The organism is Limnohabitans sp. MMS-10A-178, assembly GCF_003063375.1.
Lineage (GTDB): Bacteria > Pseudomonadota > Gammaproteobacteria > Burkholderiales > Burkholderiaceae_C > Limnohabitans_A.
In genome coordinates this window covers 136,406-154,747 of sequence record NZ_NERY01000003.1, presented here as the reverse complement: position 1 = coordinate 154,747, position 18,342 = coordinate 136,406, and the positions used below count along the sequence as shown (strand labels likewise).

Sequence of the window (18,342 nt, the reverse complement as noted above, 5' to 3'; positions counted from 1 at the left end):
AGCAATCGGAAAATACCTTCAAACTTTAGAGTGGATGTCTGATTGGATGAGTTCTATGAACGCATCAACAGACATCACACCGAGGTCTTTGTTACCTCGGGCGCGGACTGCGACAGTACCCGCAGCCTTTTCTTTGTCGCCAGCGACAAGGATGTAAGGCGGCTTCTGCAATGAATGCTCGCGTATTTTATACGTGATTTTCTCGTTTCGGAGGTCTAAATCGACCCTAAGGCCTTGATTTCCCGCCAGTTTTTGCATTTTTTGGGCAATTTCACGACAGTAATCGCCCTGCGCATCGGTAATGTTGCACACCACCACCTGGATTGGGGCCAGCCAAACTGGTAGGGCGCCGGCGTGTTGTTCTATCAAAATTCCAATGAAACGCTCCATGCTGCCCACGATGGCGCGGTGCAACATGACGGGGCGATGACGGTTGCCATCCTCGCCCACATACTCAGCATCTAAGCGCTCAGCCATAGAGAAGTCGACCTGAATGGTGCCGCACTGCCACTGGCGGCCAATGGCGTCTTTAAGGGTGTATTCGATTTTGGGGCCATAAAAAGCGCCGTCACCCGGGGCAATTTCAAAATCGCAGTTCGAGGCACGAAGGCTTTCCATGAGCGCATGCTCAGCTTTGTCCCAAATTTCATCGGAGCCAATGCGCTGCGCAGGTCGAGTGGCCACTTTGTAAATGATGTCGGTAAAGCCAAAATCTTTGTAAACCTTTTGCAAGAGCGTGGTGAAGTTAACGCTTTCAGCCAAGATTTGATCTTCGGTACAAAAGATGTGGCCATCGTCTTGGGTAAAGCCGCGCACACGCATGATGCCGTGCAAGCCGCCTGTAGGCTCGTTGCGGTGGCATTGACCAAACTCACCATAACGCAATGGCAAATCGCGGTAGCTCTTCATGCCTTGCTTGAAAATCAAGATGTGGCCTGGGCAGTTCATGGGCTTCAAAGCGTAGTCGCGCTTTTCAGACTCGGTGGTGAACATGTTGTCACGGTACTTGTCCCAGTGACCTGTTTTCTCCCACAAAGATTTGTCAATGATTTGCGGGCCCTTGACTTCTTGGTAACCGTTGTCTTGGTAGACAGCACGCATGTACTGCTCAACCTTTTGCCAAACCGACCATCCCTTGGGATGCCAGAACACCAAGCCAGGCGCGTGCTCATCAATGTGAAACAGATCGAGTTCACGGCCTAACTTGCGGTGGTCGCGTTTTTCTGCTTCTTCCAATTGGGTGAGGTAGTTTTGCAAATCGTCTTTGCTGGTCCATGCAGTGCCGTAAATGCGTTGCAACATTTCGTTTTTACTGTCGCCCCGCCAGTAAGCACCGGCCACTTTCATGAGTTTGAAATGTTTGAGCTTGCCAGTGCTAGGGACGTGGGGCCCGCGGCACAAATCTTCAAATGCGCCCTCTTTGTACAAACTCACATCTTCGTTGGAAGGAATGCTGCCAATGATTTCGGCTTTGTAGTGTTCACCCAGGCCTTTGAAGTACGTGACAGCTTCATCACGTGGCAAGACGCGACGAACCACAGGCTCGTCTTTGTTGGCCAATTCGGTCATGCGTTTTTCAATGGCCGCCAAATCGTCCAGCGTGAACGGACGGCTGTAGGAGAAATCGTAATAGAAACCGTTTTCGATAACGGGGCCAATGGTGACCTGCGCATCAGGGTACAAATCCTTCACGGCATAGGCCAGCAAGTGGGCCGTTGAGTGACGCACCACTTCCAAGCCGTCTGCGTCTTTGGCAGTGATGATGGCCAGTTGGGCATTGCTTGCCATGGTGAAACTCGTGTCCACCACTTTTCCGTCTACCTTGCCAGCCAAAGCAGCTTTGGCCAAGCCCGCGCCAATGGAGGCGGCAACCTCTGCCACAGTCACGGGACCGGGAAACTCACGCAAAGAACCGTCTGGAAGTGTGATCTGAACCATGTTCGAACTAGAAAAAAAGGAAGGCGCCCTAAAGGCGCCAGACATGAAAAACGCGGCATTGGCCGCGTCTTCAAACGCTCAGGCCAGATTTTACGCTGTGCCTGAGGTGTTTTTCGATCAGTGGAACTGTTCTTCTTCGGTAGAGCCGGTCAAAGCCGTCACGCTTGAGCGGCCACCTTGAATGACGGTGGTCACTTCGTCGAAATAACCGGTACCCACTTCTTGTTGGTGCGAGACGAAAGAGTAGCCGCGATCGCGCGCTGCGAATTCGGGCTCTTGCACCTTTTCCACATAGGCAGACATGCCGCGCTGAACGTAGGCTTGCGCCAAGTCGAACATGTTGTACCACATGGAGTGAATGCCAGCCAATGTGATGAACTGGTATTTGTAGCCCATGGCGCCGAGTTCTTTTTGGAATTTGGCGATGGTGGCATCGTCGAGGTTTTTCTTCCAGTTGAAAGAGGGTGAGCAGTTGTAGGCCAACAATTTACCGGGGTGTTTCTTGTGAACTGCTTCTGCAAATTTGCGAGCAAATTCCAAATCAGGGGTACCCGTTTCACACCAAACCAAATCGGCGTATTCGGCATAGGCCACTGCGCGGCTGATGGCTTGCTCCATGCCTTTCTTGGTTTTATAAAAACCTTCTGCAGTGCGCTCGCCTGTGAGGAAAGGCTTGTCGTTTTCGTCGTAATCGCTGGTGAGCAAGTCAGCCGCTTCTGCATCGGTGCGTGCAATGACCAAAGTGGGAACACCGCAAACGTCAGCAGCCATGCGGGCTGCGATCAGTTTTTGGCATGCCTCAATGGTTGGCACAAGCACTTTGCCGCCCATGTGGCCGCACTTTTTAACGGAAGCCAATTGGTCTTCAAAGTGAACACCGCCAGCGCCGGCGCCAATCATGGCCTTCATCAATTCGAAGGCATTCAACACGCCACCGAAACCGGCCTCAGCGTCGGCCACGATGGGCGCGAAGTAATCTGTGTAATCTTTATCGCCAGGGTTGGTGCCTTTGGACCATTGAATTTCGTCAGCACGGCGGAAGCTGTTGTTGATGCGCTCGACAACCTTGGGCACAGAGTCGACGGGATACAAAGATTGGTCGGGATACATTGACGCGTAGGAGTTGTTGTCGGCAGCCACTTGCCAGCCAGACAAATAAATGGCCTTGATGCCAGCCTTCACTTGTTGCATGGCTTGCCCACCTGTGAGCGCGCCCAAACAATTGACATAGTCTTCGGTGTGAAGCAAGTCCCAGAGCTTTTCTGCACCGCGGCGGGCCAGTGTGTGCTCAATGGGAAATGAGCCGCGCAGGCGCACGACGTCTGCAGCGGAATAGCCTCGCTTGATGCCCTTCCAACGGGGGTTGGTGGCCCAATCTTTTTCAAGAGCGGCAATTTGTTGTTCTCGGCTCAGTTGTTCAACGATATTTTGTGGCATTGCAATTTCCTTCAGTGTGGTTGAGGTTGAGGCCAAATGACTCCATGAAATCATTGGCACTGATGGAAATTCTAAGTCTTATAGAAGACTACAAAAATACTTATGTCTTATATAAGACAAATATTTTTAATATATAAATCATATAGTTACAAACAATATTTCTCATTGAGAAATTTCATCTCTCATATTGAGAAAAATTGATGCAATGCAACAAAGCTAATTTCCGCATAGTGAAATTAAATTTCAACTTCATTCACCGCCAACAGCAAAGTTTCAAAACGGCAAGCGCACGTGTCTGTCAAATTTGAATTCGCCACTAGAGGGATATCTACAACAACAAGGGGAAAAAATCTTCTTCTCCCCTTGGAAACAGCGTGTTTCTCCAGTAGCATGCGCTCAGCCGGATAAATAAGTTTCCGGCTGCGAACCAACTTCCGACTTAAGGAATTTTAAAAATGGCAACTGCAAAAAAGACCCCGGCAAAAAAAGCTGCTCCTGCAAAGAAGGCAGCACCCGCCAAGAAACCCGCAGCTAAAAAAGCTGCTCCTGCTAAGAAGGCTGCTCCAGCTAAAAAAGCTGCTCCAGCTAAAAAAGCTGCTCCAGCCAAGAAAGCTGCTCCAGCTAAAAAGCCAGCAGCAAAAAAAGCCCCCGCTAAAAAGCGCACCCCAAATGCTGCTTTCATGAAGGCTTTGACACCTAGCGCCGCATTGGCTGCTGTGGTGGGTGCAGCTCCACTGCCACGCACAGAAGTCGTGAGCAAGCTGTGGGTCTACATCAAGAAGCACGGCCTGCAAGACAAAGTCAACAAGCGCAACATTAACGCTGATGACAAACTCAAAGCAGTGTTTGGCAAAGCACAAGTCACCATGTTCGAATTGGCTGGCTTGATTGGCAAGCACCTGAAGTAATTCAGTGCTTTTCCAACGAAAAAAGCCGGCTTAGACCGGCTTTTTTCATGCGCTCTCAGCAACTCACTTGTTCTTCAAAGCATTCTGAGTGATGGCTGACAAAGTACCTCGTGTGGTGATAACTTCTGGGTCAAGCATGATCTCAATCAAGGTGCCTTGATTGCGCGCCAATGCTGCAATCAAGGCAGGTTCGAACTCTTCCGTTTTTGAAATTCGAATGCCCTCGTAGCCGTAGGCTTTGGCCAGGTTGGCAAAGTGAGGGTTGTTCAAGTTGGAGCCCATGTTGTGAGTTGGAAAGTCTCTTTCCTGATGCATTCTGATCGTGCCATACATGCCATTGTTCAGAAGCACCACAATTGATTTGGCACCATGCTGCGTAGCCGTGGCCAATTCCTGCCCATTCATCAGAAAATCACCATCGCCTGCAATGGTAAACGCCACCCGCCCCGTGAGCACTGAAGCGGCAACGCCTGCAGGTACACCGTAGCCCATGGCACCCACGGTGGGCGCCAATTGTGTTTTGTAACCCTTGCTCAAGCCATGGTGTTTGTAATAACGGTGAACCCAACTGGCGAAATTTCCCGCGCCGTTGGTGAGCACGGCATCTGCCGGCAAATGACGTTGCAAGGCGACCACCACTTCAGGCATGTTGACAAGACCGTTGGCAGAGTCGGTTGGCAAGCCAGCAAGCGCCTGCGCTTGTGTATTGGCCACGTAGTCGGCATTGGCTTGCTGCGCCCAATCGGTCCAAGGCACGCTTGGGGGCGCCGTCAAGACTTCCAAACTTCTGGCAGCTGCATTCATGGTGGCGCAAATCGCCAAATCGGCGTGGTACACCCGGTTGAGCTCTTCTGCGCTGGCATGGATATGCACCAGCTTTTGCTTGGGCTTGGGAACTTCAAGCAAGGTATAGCCACTGGTGGTCATCTCTCCCAAGCGCGGTCCAATGGCAATGATCAAGTCGCTTTCTTTAATGCGCTGAGCAAGTTTGGGATTGATGCCAATGCCGACGTCACCCGCATAAAGGGGGTGGAAATTGTCAAAGGTGTCTTGAAAGCGAAAAGCATTGCCAACCGGCAACTGCCAATTCTCGGCAAACCTTTGAAGGGCTTGGGCAGACTGAGTGGTCCAAGCTCCGCCACCTGCAATCACAAATGGCTTTTGCGCAGACAGCAACATCTCACGAAGCTGGCGCAAGCTGCCCGGATCGCTCCATGCCTCAACTGGCTCCAATTTCGGCAAAGGCCTGCAGGCCACTTCGTGGGTCAGCATGTCCTCTGGCAAAACCAGCACCACAGGACCCGGACGCCCATTCATGGCAGTGGCAAATGCACGCGCAACATACTCGGGAATGCGCTTGGCATCGTCAATTCTTTCAACGCGTTTGGCCATGCCCTTGGTGCTAGGGCCAAAGAAGGCGCAAAAGTCGACTTCTTGAAAGGCTTCTCGGTCGCGGGTGTCTGAGGCCACATCACCCACAAACAAAACCATGGGGGTTGAGTCTTGAAACGCCGTATGAACGCCAATCGAGGCGTTGGTGGCACCTGGCCCTCGTGTGACAAAACAAACGCCAGGGCGGCCCGTTAAGCGGCCTTGGGCGTCGGCCATGAACGCTGCTCCGCCCTCTTGCCGGCAAGTGACAAATTGAATTTGATCTTGATACTTGTGAAAACCATCCAAGACCGCCAAGTAGCTTTCGCCGGGGACCCCAAACGCATGGGTGACGCCCTGAGCAATGAGGCACTCGACCAAAAGGTGGCCGCCCATTTGGGTAGGTTTGACAACTTCATTGTGATTGACGTTTTGATTGCTCATACAGCCTCTTGGAGTGAAGGCCGCATGATACTTTCAAAGCGCCATGAGAGTCAGCTTGTACGTGCGTCTTTAGTTCATAACCCGATCGAATTTAAAGACGCCCGGCTCCTTGACAGGGTCGACATCGACCGGAATGATCGATTTGGGCAAAAACTTGCCCTCTAACAACATCTTTGACAACGGGTTTTCGATTCTCTGCTGAACGGCGCGCTTGAGGGGCCGGGCACCAAAGACAGGATCAAAACCCACCTTGGCCAACTCGGCCAAAGCGGAGGCTGACACCTCTAAGTGCAGATCCATCTTGGCCAAACGAGCTTCCAAAATTTTCAATTGAATTTTGGCAATCGACTCAATGTGCTTGGCATCCAAACTGTGGAACACCACCGTTTCGTCAATTCGGTTTAAAAATTCGGGCCGAAAGTGGTTCTTGAGCTCTCCCCAAACCGCGTCTTTGATGTCCTCATTGGGCGCACCCACCATGGCTTGTATCAGGTGCGAGCCGATGTTGGAGGTCATCACAATCACGGTATTTTTGAAGTCCACCGTGCGGCCTTGGCCGTCGGTGAGGCGGCCATCGTCCAACACCTGCAAGAGCACATTGAAAACATCGGGATGGGCTTTCTCAACCTCATCCAAAAGCAACACGGAATAAGGCTTGCGGCGAACAGCCTCGGTCAAGTAACCGCCCTCTTCATAACCCACATAGCCCGGGGGCGCACCAATTAAGCGAGCCACCGAATGCTTTTCCATGAACTCACTCATGTCGATGCGAATGAGGTGGTCTTCGCTGTCGAACAAGAAACCCGCAAGTGCTTTGCACAACTCCGTTTTACCCACGCCAGTGGGGCCGAGAAATAAAAACGAACCTGTTGGCCTTTGGGGGTCTGACAACCCAGAACGCGAGCGGCGAATGGCATGCGACACAGCGGCAATGGCTTCATCTTGGCCCACCACCCGCTCGTGCAATTTAACTTCCATTTGAAGCAGTTTTTCGCGTTCACCTTGCATCATTTTGGACACTGGAATACCGGTGGCACGGCTGACCACTTCGGCAATTTCTTCGGCACCCACTTGGGTGCGGAGCAAACGCGGCGCAGAGCCTGCGGCTGGGTTGAGTTCGTTGGCCTGAGTTTCTTTCAAAAGTTTTTCAAGCTCTGGCAACTTACCGTATTGCAACTCAGCCACTTTGTTGAAATCGCCTTTGCGAGTCAGTTCTTCAATTTGTTGGCGCAGGTGGTCGATCTTCTCGCGCACGTTTTGACTGCCCTGAGCTTGCGCTTTTTCAGTCTTCCAAATTTCTTCCAAATCGGCGGCTTCTTTTTTCAAGCTGACGATTTCTTCTTCAATCAGGCTCAAACGTTTTTGCGAAGCTTCATCGGTTTCTTTTTTTACTGCCTCGCGTTCAATTTGGAGTTGAATCAAACGTCTGTCGAGCTTGTCAATCACCTCTGGCTTGGAGTCAATTTCAATTTTGATTTTGGAAGCTGCCTCGTCAATCAAATCAATGGCTTTGTCGGGCAAAAACCGATCGGTGATGTACCGGTGACTGAGCTCAGCCGCGGCCACAATGGCGGGGTCGGTGATGTCAACGCCATGGTGAATTTCATATTTTTCTTGCAATCCGCGCAAGATGGCAATGGTGGCTTCGACACTGGGTTCGCCCACCAAAATCTTTTGAAAACGACGCTCAAGGGCGGCATCTTTTTCAATGTATTTGCGGTATTCATCTAAGGTGGTGGCGCCAACGCAATGCAACTCACCCCGTGCCAAAGCGGGTTTCAGCATGTTTCCCGCATCCATGGCACCTTCGGCTTTGCCTGCGCCCACCATGGTGTGCAGTTCATCAATGAACACAATGGTCTGACCTTCGTCTTTGGCCAATTCACTGAGCACAGACTTGAGACGCTCTTCAAATTCACCTCGAAACTTGGCACCGGCAAGCAAGGAAGCCATGTCCAGTGACAAGACCCGCTTGCCCTTCAATGAATCGGGCACCTCTCCAGCCACAATGCGCTGAGCCAGGCCTTCAACAATGGCCGTCTTGCCCACGCCAGGCTCACCAATGAGGACCGGGTTGTTCTTGGTCCGCCGTTGCAAAACCTGAATGGCGCGTCGAATTTCATCATCTCGACCAATGACGGGGTCGAGCTTGCCCATGCGCGCCCGTTCGGTGAGGTCTAAGCAGTATTTTTTAAGAGACTCGCGCTGCCCCTCAGATTCAGCGCTGTTCACGTTTTGCCCGCCTCGAACAGCATTCACGGCTGTTTCTAGACTTTGACGACTCAGGCCCGCCGCTTTGACGGTTCGAGACAACTCAGACTTGCCATCGGCCAAGGCCAACAAAAAAAGTTCACTGGCAATGAAAGTGTCGCCTCGTTTAAGAGACTCCTTTTCAGCGGCCTGCATCAACTTGACCAATTCGGGACCCACCTGAACTTGTTCTTGCCCTGTAACCTGTGGCAAACGCTCAACTGCTGCATTGGCAGCGGTCATCAAAGAGGTCATGTTGACGCCAGCCCTTTGCAGCAGCGCCTTCGGGCCGTCTTGCTGCTGCAACATGGCCAGCAACACGTGGGCAGGATCGATGTAAGCGTGGTCTTTGCCTAAGGCCAAGGTCTGAGCATCGCCCAGCGCTTCTTGAAACTTCGTGGTGAGTTTGTCAATTCGCATCTGAATCTCCTATTGATCAGGACATGGGGTCGATCTGGCTTTTTTTCAAGAGCAGCAGTCAATTGAGTCTGACAAAGCGTCTCTGGCCCTAAAATGACACAAATGAACATTCACCAAATGTCAGTCCAATACGATGAACGACAAGACCGCTTGTCGCTTCGGGTTAGCAACCAGGACAAGCAAGAATTCAGGCTTTGGCTCACTCGCGCCATGACCTTGAGGTTGTTGCCACACCTGCAAGCCTCTGTGGTTCGCTTAGAAGCTCGCGATCCTCAAGTGATGGCCACAGACACCACAGCCCAGCAAATGTTGGCCGACTTGAAGCGTGAAAACTTTCTAGCCAAGGCTGATTTTTCCACCCCGTTTGTTTCCGAAAATAGCAAGCTGCCTCTTGGCGAAACCCCCATGTTGGTCACCGATGTGCAACTCAATTTGCACAACAGCGGCAGCCTGAATCTATTGTTTCAAGACAAAAGCGGCGACAGTGCCAGTGGTTCTTCTTGTGAATTCAATTTACAGGCTGCATTGCTGCATGGTTTGTTGCATCTGATTGAGCAATCATTGAAAAAGGCGCAGTGGCAGCAACCCGATTTTTCACAGCGCCCTGAGCAAGTTGAAATGCCTCAATCTGAACGCCCCACCTACAGGCACTGAAAGAATTTTCAGACTCAGCCGCGATTGCGCGATTGAATACCCCAGCGCGACAGTGCTTCATCGTCACTCACACGGGCGTCAACCCATTTGGCACCTTCCGGTGTGGCTTCTTTTTTCCAAAATGGCGCCTGTGTTTTGAGGTAATCCATTAGAAATTCACAGGCCTTGAAGCTTTCGCCTCGGTGCGCAGACGAGACTGCTACCAAAACGATTTGATCGGAAGGTTTCAATTCACCCACACGGTGAATGACATGGGCTTGATAAAAATCAAAGCGTTGATGCGCCTCATCAATCATGGCCTCAATGGCCGACTCCGTCATGCCGGGATAGTGCTCAAGTGCCATAGAAACAATTTCATCGGCAGCGTTGCCCGACAGCAAACGGGTATCTCGCACCGTGCCTACAAAACTGCAAATGGCGCCAACTCGCAAATCGCCAGCACGCAACTGATCCAAGACCTTGGAGACACTGAAGTCTTCGGTTTGGATGACAACACGCGCGGTCATGACTTAGCCGCCCGTGACGGGAGGAAAAAAGGCCAACTCTGCATTCTCTTGAAGCAGCGCATCTTCTTCAACCATGACCTGATTGAGGGCCAATCGAACAGAACGATCGCGGCCCAAGCAGGCATAGGCACCACCTCGGGCTAGCAACTCATCGCGCACTTCGCCGGCATGACTTGCCAATGTGTGCAGGTCTTCTTGCGATTGGCCAATGGCCTCTCGCAGCGACGCAAAGTAACGGACCGTGATTTTCATTGCAACCACTCAGAAAAAGGATAGAAGCGTACCCAGTCGCCAGACTGAATGGGCTTGGATCCAGGGTTGTCAACCACACCATCGCCCCATACCACCGAAGTCAAAACGCCAGAGCTTTGATTGGGGAACAAATCCAAACCGCCCTGCGCATTTCGCTTCACTCGCAAAAATTCTCTGCGTTTGTCGGGCTTGGGCAAATCGAAGTCTGCTCTCATTTGAAGAGGCTCTGATTGAGATGAGCTCTCACCTTGGAGGGCCAACAAGAATGGTCTGACCAAGAGTTGGTAAGTGACAAAACTGGACACAGGATTGCCGGGCAATCCCATGAAAAAAGCCGAATGATTTGAAACCTGAGAATTCAGAAAGCCAAATGCAAACGGCTTGCCTGGCTTCATTGAAATTTGCCACAAGTTCAAACCGCCAAGCGCCTCTACCGCAGGCTTCACATGGTCTTCTTCACCCACGGAAACACCGCCGCTGGTCAGAACCAAATCGTGGTTGGCCGCAGCATCACGGAGCACCTTCAATGTGGCGTCAAATTTGTCTGGCACGATGCCCAAGTCTGTGACTTCGCAACCTGCTCGCACCAACAAGGCACGCAAGAAAAATCGGTTTGAGTTGTAAATTGCGCCAGGTCGCATGTTTTCAGGCAAAACATCGCCAGGCATGACCAATTCATCGCCCGTGGAAAACAAGGCAACGCGAGGTTTTCTCGTTACTTCTAGTTTGTCAGCGCCAATGCTGGCCGCCAAACCCAAAGCTGCCGGATCGAGCCTTGTGCCCTTGGCCAGCACCACCGCACCCTTGGTGACATCTTCACCGCTGCGGCGAATCCACTGGCCTTCTAGAGGCAGAGTGTTGATCAAAACTTCTGGCAAGTTGGCTGAAGAGTTGGAAGCCTCGATGGCCGTCGTATCTTCTTGCATAACCACTGAATTGGCCCCTGCTGGAATAGGCGCCCCCGTGAAAATTCGCGCAGCCTCCCCCTGCCCTAAGGCATGACCATGGTGGCCGGCAGGAATTCTTTGTGTCACCCTTAAGCGCGAGCCGAATTGAGAGATATCTTCAATGCGCAGTGCATAGCCGTCCATAGAAGAATTGTCTTGCGGCGGCACTTGCAACTGCGACACCAGGTCTTGAGCCAAAACACGGCCATCGGCGTCAAAGGTATTGACCCAATCGGTTTGAACCAAGGGTTTCATATCTTTCAAGACCAAGCTCAAGGCTTCGTCTAAAGACATGAGTGGGGGTCGCTTGATGGCCTTGTCAATTGTCATAGGACTCAATCGCAATGCTGCACGATGAACGCCTTGACGGCATCAACCGATTTGGGCATGAGCGTCACCCGCTTGGGCAAGGCTTCAATGCCTTCGAACTTGGCCGGACGATTGGGTTCACGGCCCAAGGCCTCCACCAAAGTAGCTGCAAACTTGATGGGCAAAGCCGTCTCCAGCACCAACATGGGTACGTGGTCTTGAGCCAATGGCACGGCCACTTTCAGGCCATCTGCAGTGTGCGTGTCAATCATGATTTGATTGGTCGCAAAAACTTCCTGAATGGTTTTCAAGCGATCGGCATGGGTGCTCTTGCCGCTTAAGAAACCAAACTGGGATTTGGCTTTCGCAAACAAGGGGTCTTGTCCCAAATTGAATTGGCCCGTTTGATTCAGTTGATCGTGAAATAAATTTTTCACTCGCGCTGCATCACGCTGCAACAGGTCGAACACAAACCGTTCAAAGTTGCTGGCCTTGGAGATGTCCATGGACGGGCTGGATGTTTCGTGAGTATCGGCCGTTCCGCGAACGCGGTAAACACCTGTCTTAAAGAACTCATCGAGCACGTCATTTTCGTTGGTGGCCACCACAAGATGGGCAATGGGCAAGCCCATCATGCGAGCCACATGACCGGCGCACACATTGCCAAAGTTGCCGCTTGGCACACTGAAGCTGACTTTTTGAGTGTTGTCTTGTGTGGCTTGAAAGTAGCCTGCAAAGTAGTACACCACTTGCGCCAGCAAACGGGCCCAGTTGATGGAGTTGACAGTGCCAATTTTGTATTTGCGCTTGAATTCCAAATCGTTGCTCACGGCCTTCACAATGTCTTGACAGTCATCGAACACGCCTTGAATGGCAATGTTGTGAATGTTGGCATCGAGCAGGCTGAACATTTGAGCTTGCTGAAAAGGACTCATGCGGCCCTCAGGGCTGGTCATGAAAACCCTCACCCCTTTTTTGCCACGCATGGCGTATTCAGCGGCGCTGCCCGTGTCGCCTGAGGTGGCGCCCAAAATGTTGAGCTCTTCGTTGCGACGCGTTAGCTCATACTCAAACAGATTGCCAAGCAACTGCATGGCCATGTCTTTGAAGGCCAAGGTAGGGCCATTGGAAAGCGCTTCCAAGTAAACCTGAGCGCCCATTGCTGCCTTGGTTTGAATGGGCTTGATGGGCACAATTTCGGGCGTGCCAAAGACGGCTTCGGTGTATGTTTTCTGGCACAAGGCACGCAAATCGCTGGAAGGAATGTCATCGATGTACAAAGACAAAACTTCGTAAGCCAATGCCGCATAGCCCTGGGTTTTGAAAACTTGGCGCAAATTGCCCAGCTGCGCGGGTGATATCTGCGGATAGGTTTCGGGCAAGTACAAGCCACCATCTGGCGCCAAGCCTTCTAGCAAAATTTCGCAAAACCTTTTGCGATCAGGATGACCGCGGGTGGACAAGTAGCGCATCAGTTCAGCTCTTCTTTGCGAATTTTGGTGATGGGTGCCATCACGGTGGGCAAGGCTTGCATTTGCGCCAGCACGTCGTTCATTGTGCCTTCACGCGTGTCGTGCGTGAGGATGATCACATCTGTTTGGTTCTCACCTGCTTGGCTTACCTGGTCGGCTTCACGCTGCAAAACAGCATCAATGCTGATGTTGGCCTCTGCCAACAAGCCTGTGAGTTTGGCCAGCACGCCAGCCTCATCGGCCACCCTCAGGCGCAGGTAGTAGCTGGTCACAACATCGGTCATGGGCAAGATTTTCAAGCTGCTCATGGCGTCGGGTTGGAAGGCCAAATGAGGCACCCGGTTTAAAGGATCAGCTGTGTGCAAGCGCGTGATGTCCACCAAATCGGCAACCACAGCACTGGCTGTTGGCTCAGAGCCTGCGCCCTTGCCGTAATAAAGCGTGGTGCCCACCGCATCGCCTTGCACCATCACAGCATTCATGGCACCTTCAACGTTGGCAATCAAACGCTGCGTGGGTACCAGGCTGGGGTGAACGCGAAGCTCAACGCCCGCTTCAGTGCGCTTTGTGATGCCGAGCAATTTGATGCGATAGCCCAACTGCTCAGCGTATTTGATGTCGGCAGCACCCAATTTGGTAATGCCTTCAATGTAGGCCTTGTCAAACTGAACGGGAATTCCAAAGGCCAAGGCGCTCATGAGTGTGGCCTTGTGTGCAGCATCTACGCCTTCAATGTCGAAGGTGGGATCGGTCTCTGCATAACCCAAGCGCTGAGCTTCTTTGAGGACCACATCAAAGTCCAAACCTTTGTCGCGCATTTCGGACAGAATGAAATTGGTGGTGCCATTGATGATGCCAGCCACCCATTGAATTCGGTTGGCTGTTAAGCCTTCCCGCAATGCTTTGATGATTGGAATGCCACCAGCCACTGCAGCTTCAAAGGCCACCATCACGCCTTTGGCATGGGCCGCTGCAAAAATTTCGGTGCCATGAACAGCCAACAAAGCCTTGTTGGCAGTAACCACATGCTTGCCTGCTGCAATGGCCTCCATGACCAAGCTTTTGGCAATGCCGTAACCACCAATGAGCTCAACCACAATGTCAATTTCGGGATTGGCAATGATTTGCCGCGCATCACTCACCACTTTGATATGGGGCCCCACCAAAGCTTGCGCTTTGGCCACATCCAAATCGGCCACCATGGTGATTTCAATGCCACGGCCAGCGCGTCGTTGGATTTCTTCTTGATTGCGGCGCAATACATTGAAGGTGCCACTGCCCACAGTACCCATGCCTAACAGGCCAACTTGAATCGGTTTCATTTTTTTCTCACTTAGACCGCTGTACCAAAGCGCTGTCGCGCTTTTTCTAAAAACTTTGCCATCCGACCAATGGCCTCACGCAAATCGTCCAGATGGGGCAAGAACACAATTCTGAAGTGATCAGGTGCCGTCCAATTGAAGCCTGTTCCTTGGACCAACATCACTTTGGTGTCTTGCAACATTTCAAGGAAGAATTGTTGGTCATCTTCGATGGGGTACACCTTAGGATCTAGCCTTGGGAACATGTAAAGGGCCGCGACAGGCTTGACACATGTCACGCCTGGAATGGCGTTGATGAGTTCGTAGGCCAGATCTCGCTGTTTGCGCAATCGGCCGCCTTCATTGACCAATTCGTTGATGCTTTGGTGTCCACCCAGCGCTGTTTGAATAGCCCACTGGCCAGGAACATTGGCACAAAGGCGCATGTTGGACAACATGTTCAAGCCTTCAATGTAATCTTTCGCTGGACGCTTGTCGCCACTGACAATCATCCAACCTGCACGATAGCCGCAGGAGCGGTAACTTTTGGACAATGAGTTGAAAGTGAGTGTCAAAACGTCTTGACTCAAGCTGGCAATGGGCGTGTGCTTGACACCGTCGTACAAAACTTTGTCGTAGACCTCATCTGCAAAAATGACCAAGCTGTGTTTTCTGGCAATGTCAATGATGCCTCGCAGAATGTCGTCGCTGTACAAAGCGCCAGTGGGGTTGTTGGGATTGATGACCACAATGCCCTTGGTCTGCGGCGTGATTTTGGCTTGAATGTCGGCCAAATTTGGCGTCCAGCCCTTAGATTCGTCGCACAAATAGTGCACTGGCATTGCGCCCGACAAACTGGCCGCTGCCGTCCACAGGGGGTAATCGGGGGCTGGCACCAACAGCTCATTGCCATTGTCTAACAAGGCATTGGTGGCCATCACGATCAATTCGCTGGCGCCATTGCCCAAATAAATATCCTCTAAGGTAACGCCCTTGATGCCCTGTTTTTGCGTTTCATGCATCACCGCTTTGCGAGCACCAAAAATGCCCTTGCTGTCTGAATAACCAGCCGAATTGGGCAGGTTACGGATCATGTCTTGTTGAATTTCCTCGGGCGCATCGAAGCCAAACACGGCCAAATTGCCGATGTTGAGCTTGATGATTTTGTGACCCTCTTCCTCCATTTGTCTGGCACGGTCCATGATGGGGCCGCGAATGTCATAACAAACGTTGGCGAGCTTGGCTGATTTTTGGATAGTTTTCAAAATCCCTCCGAGGGGTGTTGTCGCTTGGGAAAACCTATAATTTGACCACAGAACTGGCCATTTTTAAGAAACACCAACGCATGAAACTCCATCCCGATGCCAGCAACGCTTACGCCATTCAAAGTTACAGCGATGAAGGCGTGGTCGTCAACGGAATATCCCAAATCTGCCCCTTGCTTTTATGCTCGGTTCAAGGACCCCAAAAATGGTCTGCCGACAGCTTCGAAAACCTCTCCCAAGCCTCTTTTGACGAACTTCTGCCCTTCGGCCCCGAACTGGTCCTTTTTGGCAGTGGTAAACGCATCCGATTTCCATCCCCCAAACTCATTCAGGGCTTGATTCACAAGCGAATCGGAGTGGAAACCATGGACAACGGCGCCGCCTGCCGTACCTTCAATGTGCTGGCGGGTGAAGGCCGCCATGTGGTTTTGGCCCTAATTCCTCACCAAGACTGAGCCCAACTGACATAACTGATTTAACGCCAATGGAGAAACCCGGCAGGTTTCAGGATAAAATACCCAATTGCCGCCAGACGGGTCTCCTTCCGAGATTGGTCGGTCATGCGGTTCATTTCTGATACGTGAGATTAGTTCTATGGCGATTGTTGTTAACAAACCCCTCCCTGAATTTGAAGCAAACGCAACGGGCGGACTCAAGGTTTCAAACACATCTCACAACGGCAAAATCATGATTTTGTACTTCTACCCGAAGGACAATACACCTGGTTGCACCACTGAGGCCATGCAGTTTCGCGACAAATACAAAGACTTTGCCAAAGCCGGTGCCACTGTTTTTGGCGTCTCTCGTGACAATATGAAGTCACATGACGATTTCAAGGCCAAACTTGAACTTCCTTTTGAACTCATTGCCGATACCGAAGAAAAAATGTGCCATATGTTTGGCGTGGTCAAGAACAAAATCATGTATGGCAAAAAAGTCAAAGGCATAGAGCGCAGCACCTTCCTGATTGGCCCCGATGGCTTGGTCAAAGAAGAATGGCGTGGTTTGAAAGTACCAGGTCACGTTGAAGATGTTTTAAAAGCCGTCAAGGCACTGAAAAAAGCCGCATAATGGCGACATGCCGCTGAATAACAGCCCCATTGCCTATTTAAACAAAGCCGCCTCGGTCTCAAGGCGGCTTTTTCTTTGCGATATCGATTTTATTTTTTCTACTGAGGCCTTGATTTATGCCACTGCCCCCCGCACCAACACAGCGCGCTTCTTTGCTTGCCAACAAAAACATCCCCCGCTCTGAAAAAACTTCAACACCACCCCTAACTTCAGCTCGGCCTCAAGCGCCAGCTAAAAAAACAAACACCAAGAAATCAGCTGCTGAGCAGTCTGGCTATTTGACTGACAACGAGCCCGTGGCAACGCCCACCCACATCTCTACCGACAGCCCAGTGGCCAGCAAGGACACTCGTGTGGCTTTGCCTGTCATCGCTAAAAAACCAAAGCCTGTTAAAAAGCACAACGGTCCCACCAAATTGTTTGTGCTAGACACCAACGTCTTGATGCACGACCCCATGTGTCTGTTCCAATTTGAAGAACACGACATCTACTTGCCCATGATTGTTTTGGAAGAGTTAGACAGTCACAAAAAGGGCATGACAGAGGTGGCTCGAAATGCCAGACAAACCAGCCGCTCGCTCGATGCCTTAGCAGCTGCCCCTGAATCTGACATGCAAAAGGGCCTGCCCCTCAGCGGCACAGGCCACATTGAAGCCAGCGGCAAGCTGTTCTTCCAAACCCAAATCATGGATGTCAGCTTGCCCATGAGCTTGCCGCAAGGCAAAGCCGACAACCAAATTTTGGGCGTGGTGCAAGCCTTGGGCAAACTGCACGCACCGCGTGAGGTGGTGCTGGTGTCCAAAGACATCAACATGCGCGTCAAAGCCAGGGCTTTGGGCATGGCTGCAGAAGACTATCAAAACGACAAAGTTCTGGAAGATGGCGACCTGATGTACTCAGGTGCCCTGGCTTTGCCTTCAGACTTCTGGAATCGCCATGGGAAAGCCATTGAAAGTTGGCAACAAGGCAGCTACACCTTCTACCGTTTTAGCGGTCCCTTGGTCCCAAGTTTGCTAATCAATCAGTTTGTGTTCCTAGAAGCACCTGGCGAACCAAGCTTGTATGCACGCGTGACAGAGATCAGAGGCAAAACAGCCGTATTGAAAACACTCAAAGATTTTGGTCATGCCAAAAATGCAGTGTGGGGTGTGACCACTCGCAATCGCGAACAAAACTTTGCCATGAACATGCTGACCGACCCAGAAATTGACTTTGTCACCTTGGCAGGTACTGCTGGTACTGGCAAGACTCTCATGGCCTTGGCGGCAGGACTCACCCAAGTACTAGACGACCGCCGCTATACCGAAATCATCATGACCCGCGCCACAGTGAGTGTGGGCGAAGACATTGGTTTTCTGCCAGGCACCGAAGAAGAAAAGATGGGTCCTTGGATGGGCGCATTGGACGACAACCTAGAGTTTTTGGCCAAAGGCGATGGTGGCAATGCGGGAGAATGGGGCCGTGCGGCCACCACCGAGTTGATTCGCAGCCGCATCAAAATCAAAAGTATGAACTTCATGCGGGGTCGAACCTTCATGAACAAATACGTGATCATCGATGAAGCTCAAAACCTAACGCCCAAACAGATGAAAACCTTGATCACACGTGCTGGCCCTGGCACCAAGATCATTTGCATGGGCAACTTGGCGCAAATCGATACGCCCTACCTCACCGAAGGCTCTTCGGGCCTGACTTACGCCGTTGATCGCTTCAAAGGCTGGGCACATGGTGGCCACATCACCCTGGCGCGCGGAGAGAGATCGCGTCTGGCAGACTTTGCCAGCGAGGTGCTTTGAT

Annotated in this window: 15 protein-coding genes; 5 read left to right on the top strand and 10 right to left on the bottom strand. The window is 51.6% G+C overall.

Annotated features, from left to right (window positions below; translation table 11 throughout):
- Nucleotides 1-18: 18 nt before the first annotated feature.
- Nucleotides 19-1,938, bottom strand: coding sequence for a threonine--tRNA ligase (gene thrS / locus B9Z32_RS12440; protein WP_108421894.1), 1,920 nt, complete (start codon nt 1,936-1,938; stop codon nt 19-21).
- A gap of 117 nt (nt 1,939-2,055) precedes the next feature.
- A complete protein-coding gene (aceA, locus tag B9Z32_RS12435; RefSeq protein ID WP_108421893.1) occupies nt 2,056-3,375 on the bottom strand; it encodes an isocitrate lyase in 1,320 nt (439 codons plus the stop codon).
- 455 nt (nt 3,376-3,830) lie between these two features.
- Here aceA and B9Z32_RS12430 point away from each other — a divergent pair, with 455 nt between their 5' ends.
- Complete coding sequence (locus B9Z32_RS12430) at nt 3,831-4,283, top strand: SWIB/MDM2 domain-containing protein (RefSeq protein ID WP_108421747.1); 453 nt, start codon at nt 3,831-3,833, stop codon at nt 4,281-4,283.
- Between the two features lie 63 nt (nt 4,284-4,346).
- Here the strand turns inward: B9Z32_RS12430 and B9Z32_RS12425 are convergent, their stop codons facing one another.
- Both B9Z32_RS12425 and clpB read right to left on the bottom strand, forming a co-directional pair.
- Nucleotides 4,347-6,098, bottom strand: coding sequence for a thiamine pyrophosphate-binding protein (locus B9Z32_RS12425; RefSeq protein WP_108421746.1), 1,752 nt, complete (start codon nt 6,096-6,098; stop codon nt 4,347-4,349).
- A 69-nt stretch (nt 6,099-6,167) separates the two neighbouring features.
- Nucleotides 6,168-8,768, bottom strand: a complete 2,601-nt coding sequence (clpB, locus tag B9Z32_RS12420; protein ID WP_108421745.1) for an ATP-dependent chaperone ClpB — start codon at nt 8,766-8,768, stop codon at nt 6,168-6,170.
- A gap of 102 nt (nt 8,769-8,870) precedes the next feature.
- Here clpB and B9Z32_RS12415 point away from each other — a divergent pair, with 102 nt between their 5' ends.
- The gene (locus B9Z32_RS12415) at nt 8,871-9,422 is read left to right on the top strand and encodes a hypothetical protein (RefSeq protein WP_108421892.1); all 552 of its coding nucleotides are present in this window, start codon (nt 8,871-8,873) and stop codon (nt 9,420-9,422) included.
- Nucleotides 9,423-9,436: 14 nt separating this feature from the next.
- Here B9Z32_RS12415 and B9Z32_RS12410 read toward each other — a convergent pair whose 3' ends face one another.
- Genes B9Z32_RS12410 through B9Z32_RS12385 form a run of 6 tightly spaced genes read right to left on the bottom strand, consistent with a single transcriptional unit; the run spans nt 9,437 to nt 15,474 of the window.
- Nucleotides 9,437-9,928 carry a molybdenum cofactor biosynthesis protein MoaE gene (locus tag B9Z32_RS12410; protein WP_108421744.1) on the bottom strand — a complete coding sequence of 164 codons (492 nt, stop codon included), beginning with the start codon at nt 9,926-9,928 and terminating at the stop codon, nt 9,437-9,439.
- A 3-nt stretch (nt 9,929-9,931) separates the two neighbouring features.
- Nucleotides 9,932-10,180, bottom strand: coding sequence for a MoaD/ThiS family protein (locus tag B9Z32_RS12405; RefSeq protein ID WP_108421743.1), 249 nt, complete (start codon nt 10,178-10,180; stop codon nt 9,932-9,934).
- Nucleotides 10,177-11,457: a gephyrin-like molybdotransferase Glp gene (gene glp, locus B9Z32_RS12400; RefSeq protein WP_108421742.1), complete on the bottom strand. Its 1,281-nt coding sequence runs from the start codon at nt 11,455-11,457 to the stop codon at nt 10,177-10,179. Before glp ends, B9Z32_RS12405 begins: the two co-directional genes overlap by 4 nt.
- A 5-nt stretch (nt 11,458-11,462) precedes the next feature.
- Nucleotides 11,463-12,908: a threonine synthase gene (gene thrC / locus B9Z32_RS12395; protein ID WP_108421741.1), complete on the bottom strand. Its 1,446-nt coding sequence runs from the start codon at nt 12,906-12,908 to the stop codon at nt 11,463-11,465.
- On the bottom strand, nt 12,908-14,230 hold the full coding sequence (locus tag B9Z32_RS12390) for a homoserine dehydrogenase (protein WP_108421740.1): 1,323 nt from the start codon (nt 14,228-14,230) through the stop codon (nt 12,908-12,910). The genes thrC and B9Z32_RS12390 overlap by 1 nt, the downstream gene beginning before the upstream one ends.
- Nucleotides 14,231-14,241: 11 nt before the next feature.
- On the bottom strand, nt 14,242-15,474 hold the full coding sequence (locus B9Z32_RS12385; protein WP_108421739.1) for a pyridoxal phosphate-dependent aminotransferase: 1,233 nt from the start codon (nt 15,472-15,474) through the stop codon (nt 14,242-14,244).
- A gap of 80 nt (nt 15,475-15,554) precedes the next feature.
- Here B9Z32_RS12385 and B9Z32_RS12380 point away from each other — a divergent pair, with 80 nt between their 5' ends.
- The 3 genes from B9Z32_RS12380 (at nt 15,555) to B9Z32_RS12370 (ending at nt 18,341) form a co-directional block, all read left to right on the top strand.
- Entirely contained in the window at nt 15,555-15,929 is a 375-nt protein-coding gene (locus tag B9Z32_RS12380) for an Mth938-like domain-containing protein (protein WP_108421891.1), read from the top strand.
- A gap of 139 nt (nt 15,930-16,068) precedes the next feature.
- Nucleotides 16,069-16,545, top strand: coding sequence for a peroxiredoxin (locus B9Z32_RS12375; RefSeq protein WP_108421738.1), 477 nt, complete (start codon nt 16,069-16,071; stop codon nt 16,543-16,545).
- Between the two features lie 116 nt (nt 16,546-16,661).
- A complete protein-coding gene (locus B9Z32_RS12370) occupies nt 16,662-18,341 on the top strand; it encodes a PhoH family protein (RefSeq protein ID WP_108421737.1) in 1,680 nt (559 codons plus the stop codon).
- The last annotated feature ends 1 nt before the right edge of the window (nt 18,342 follow it).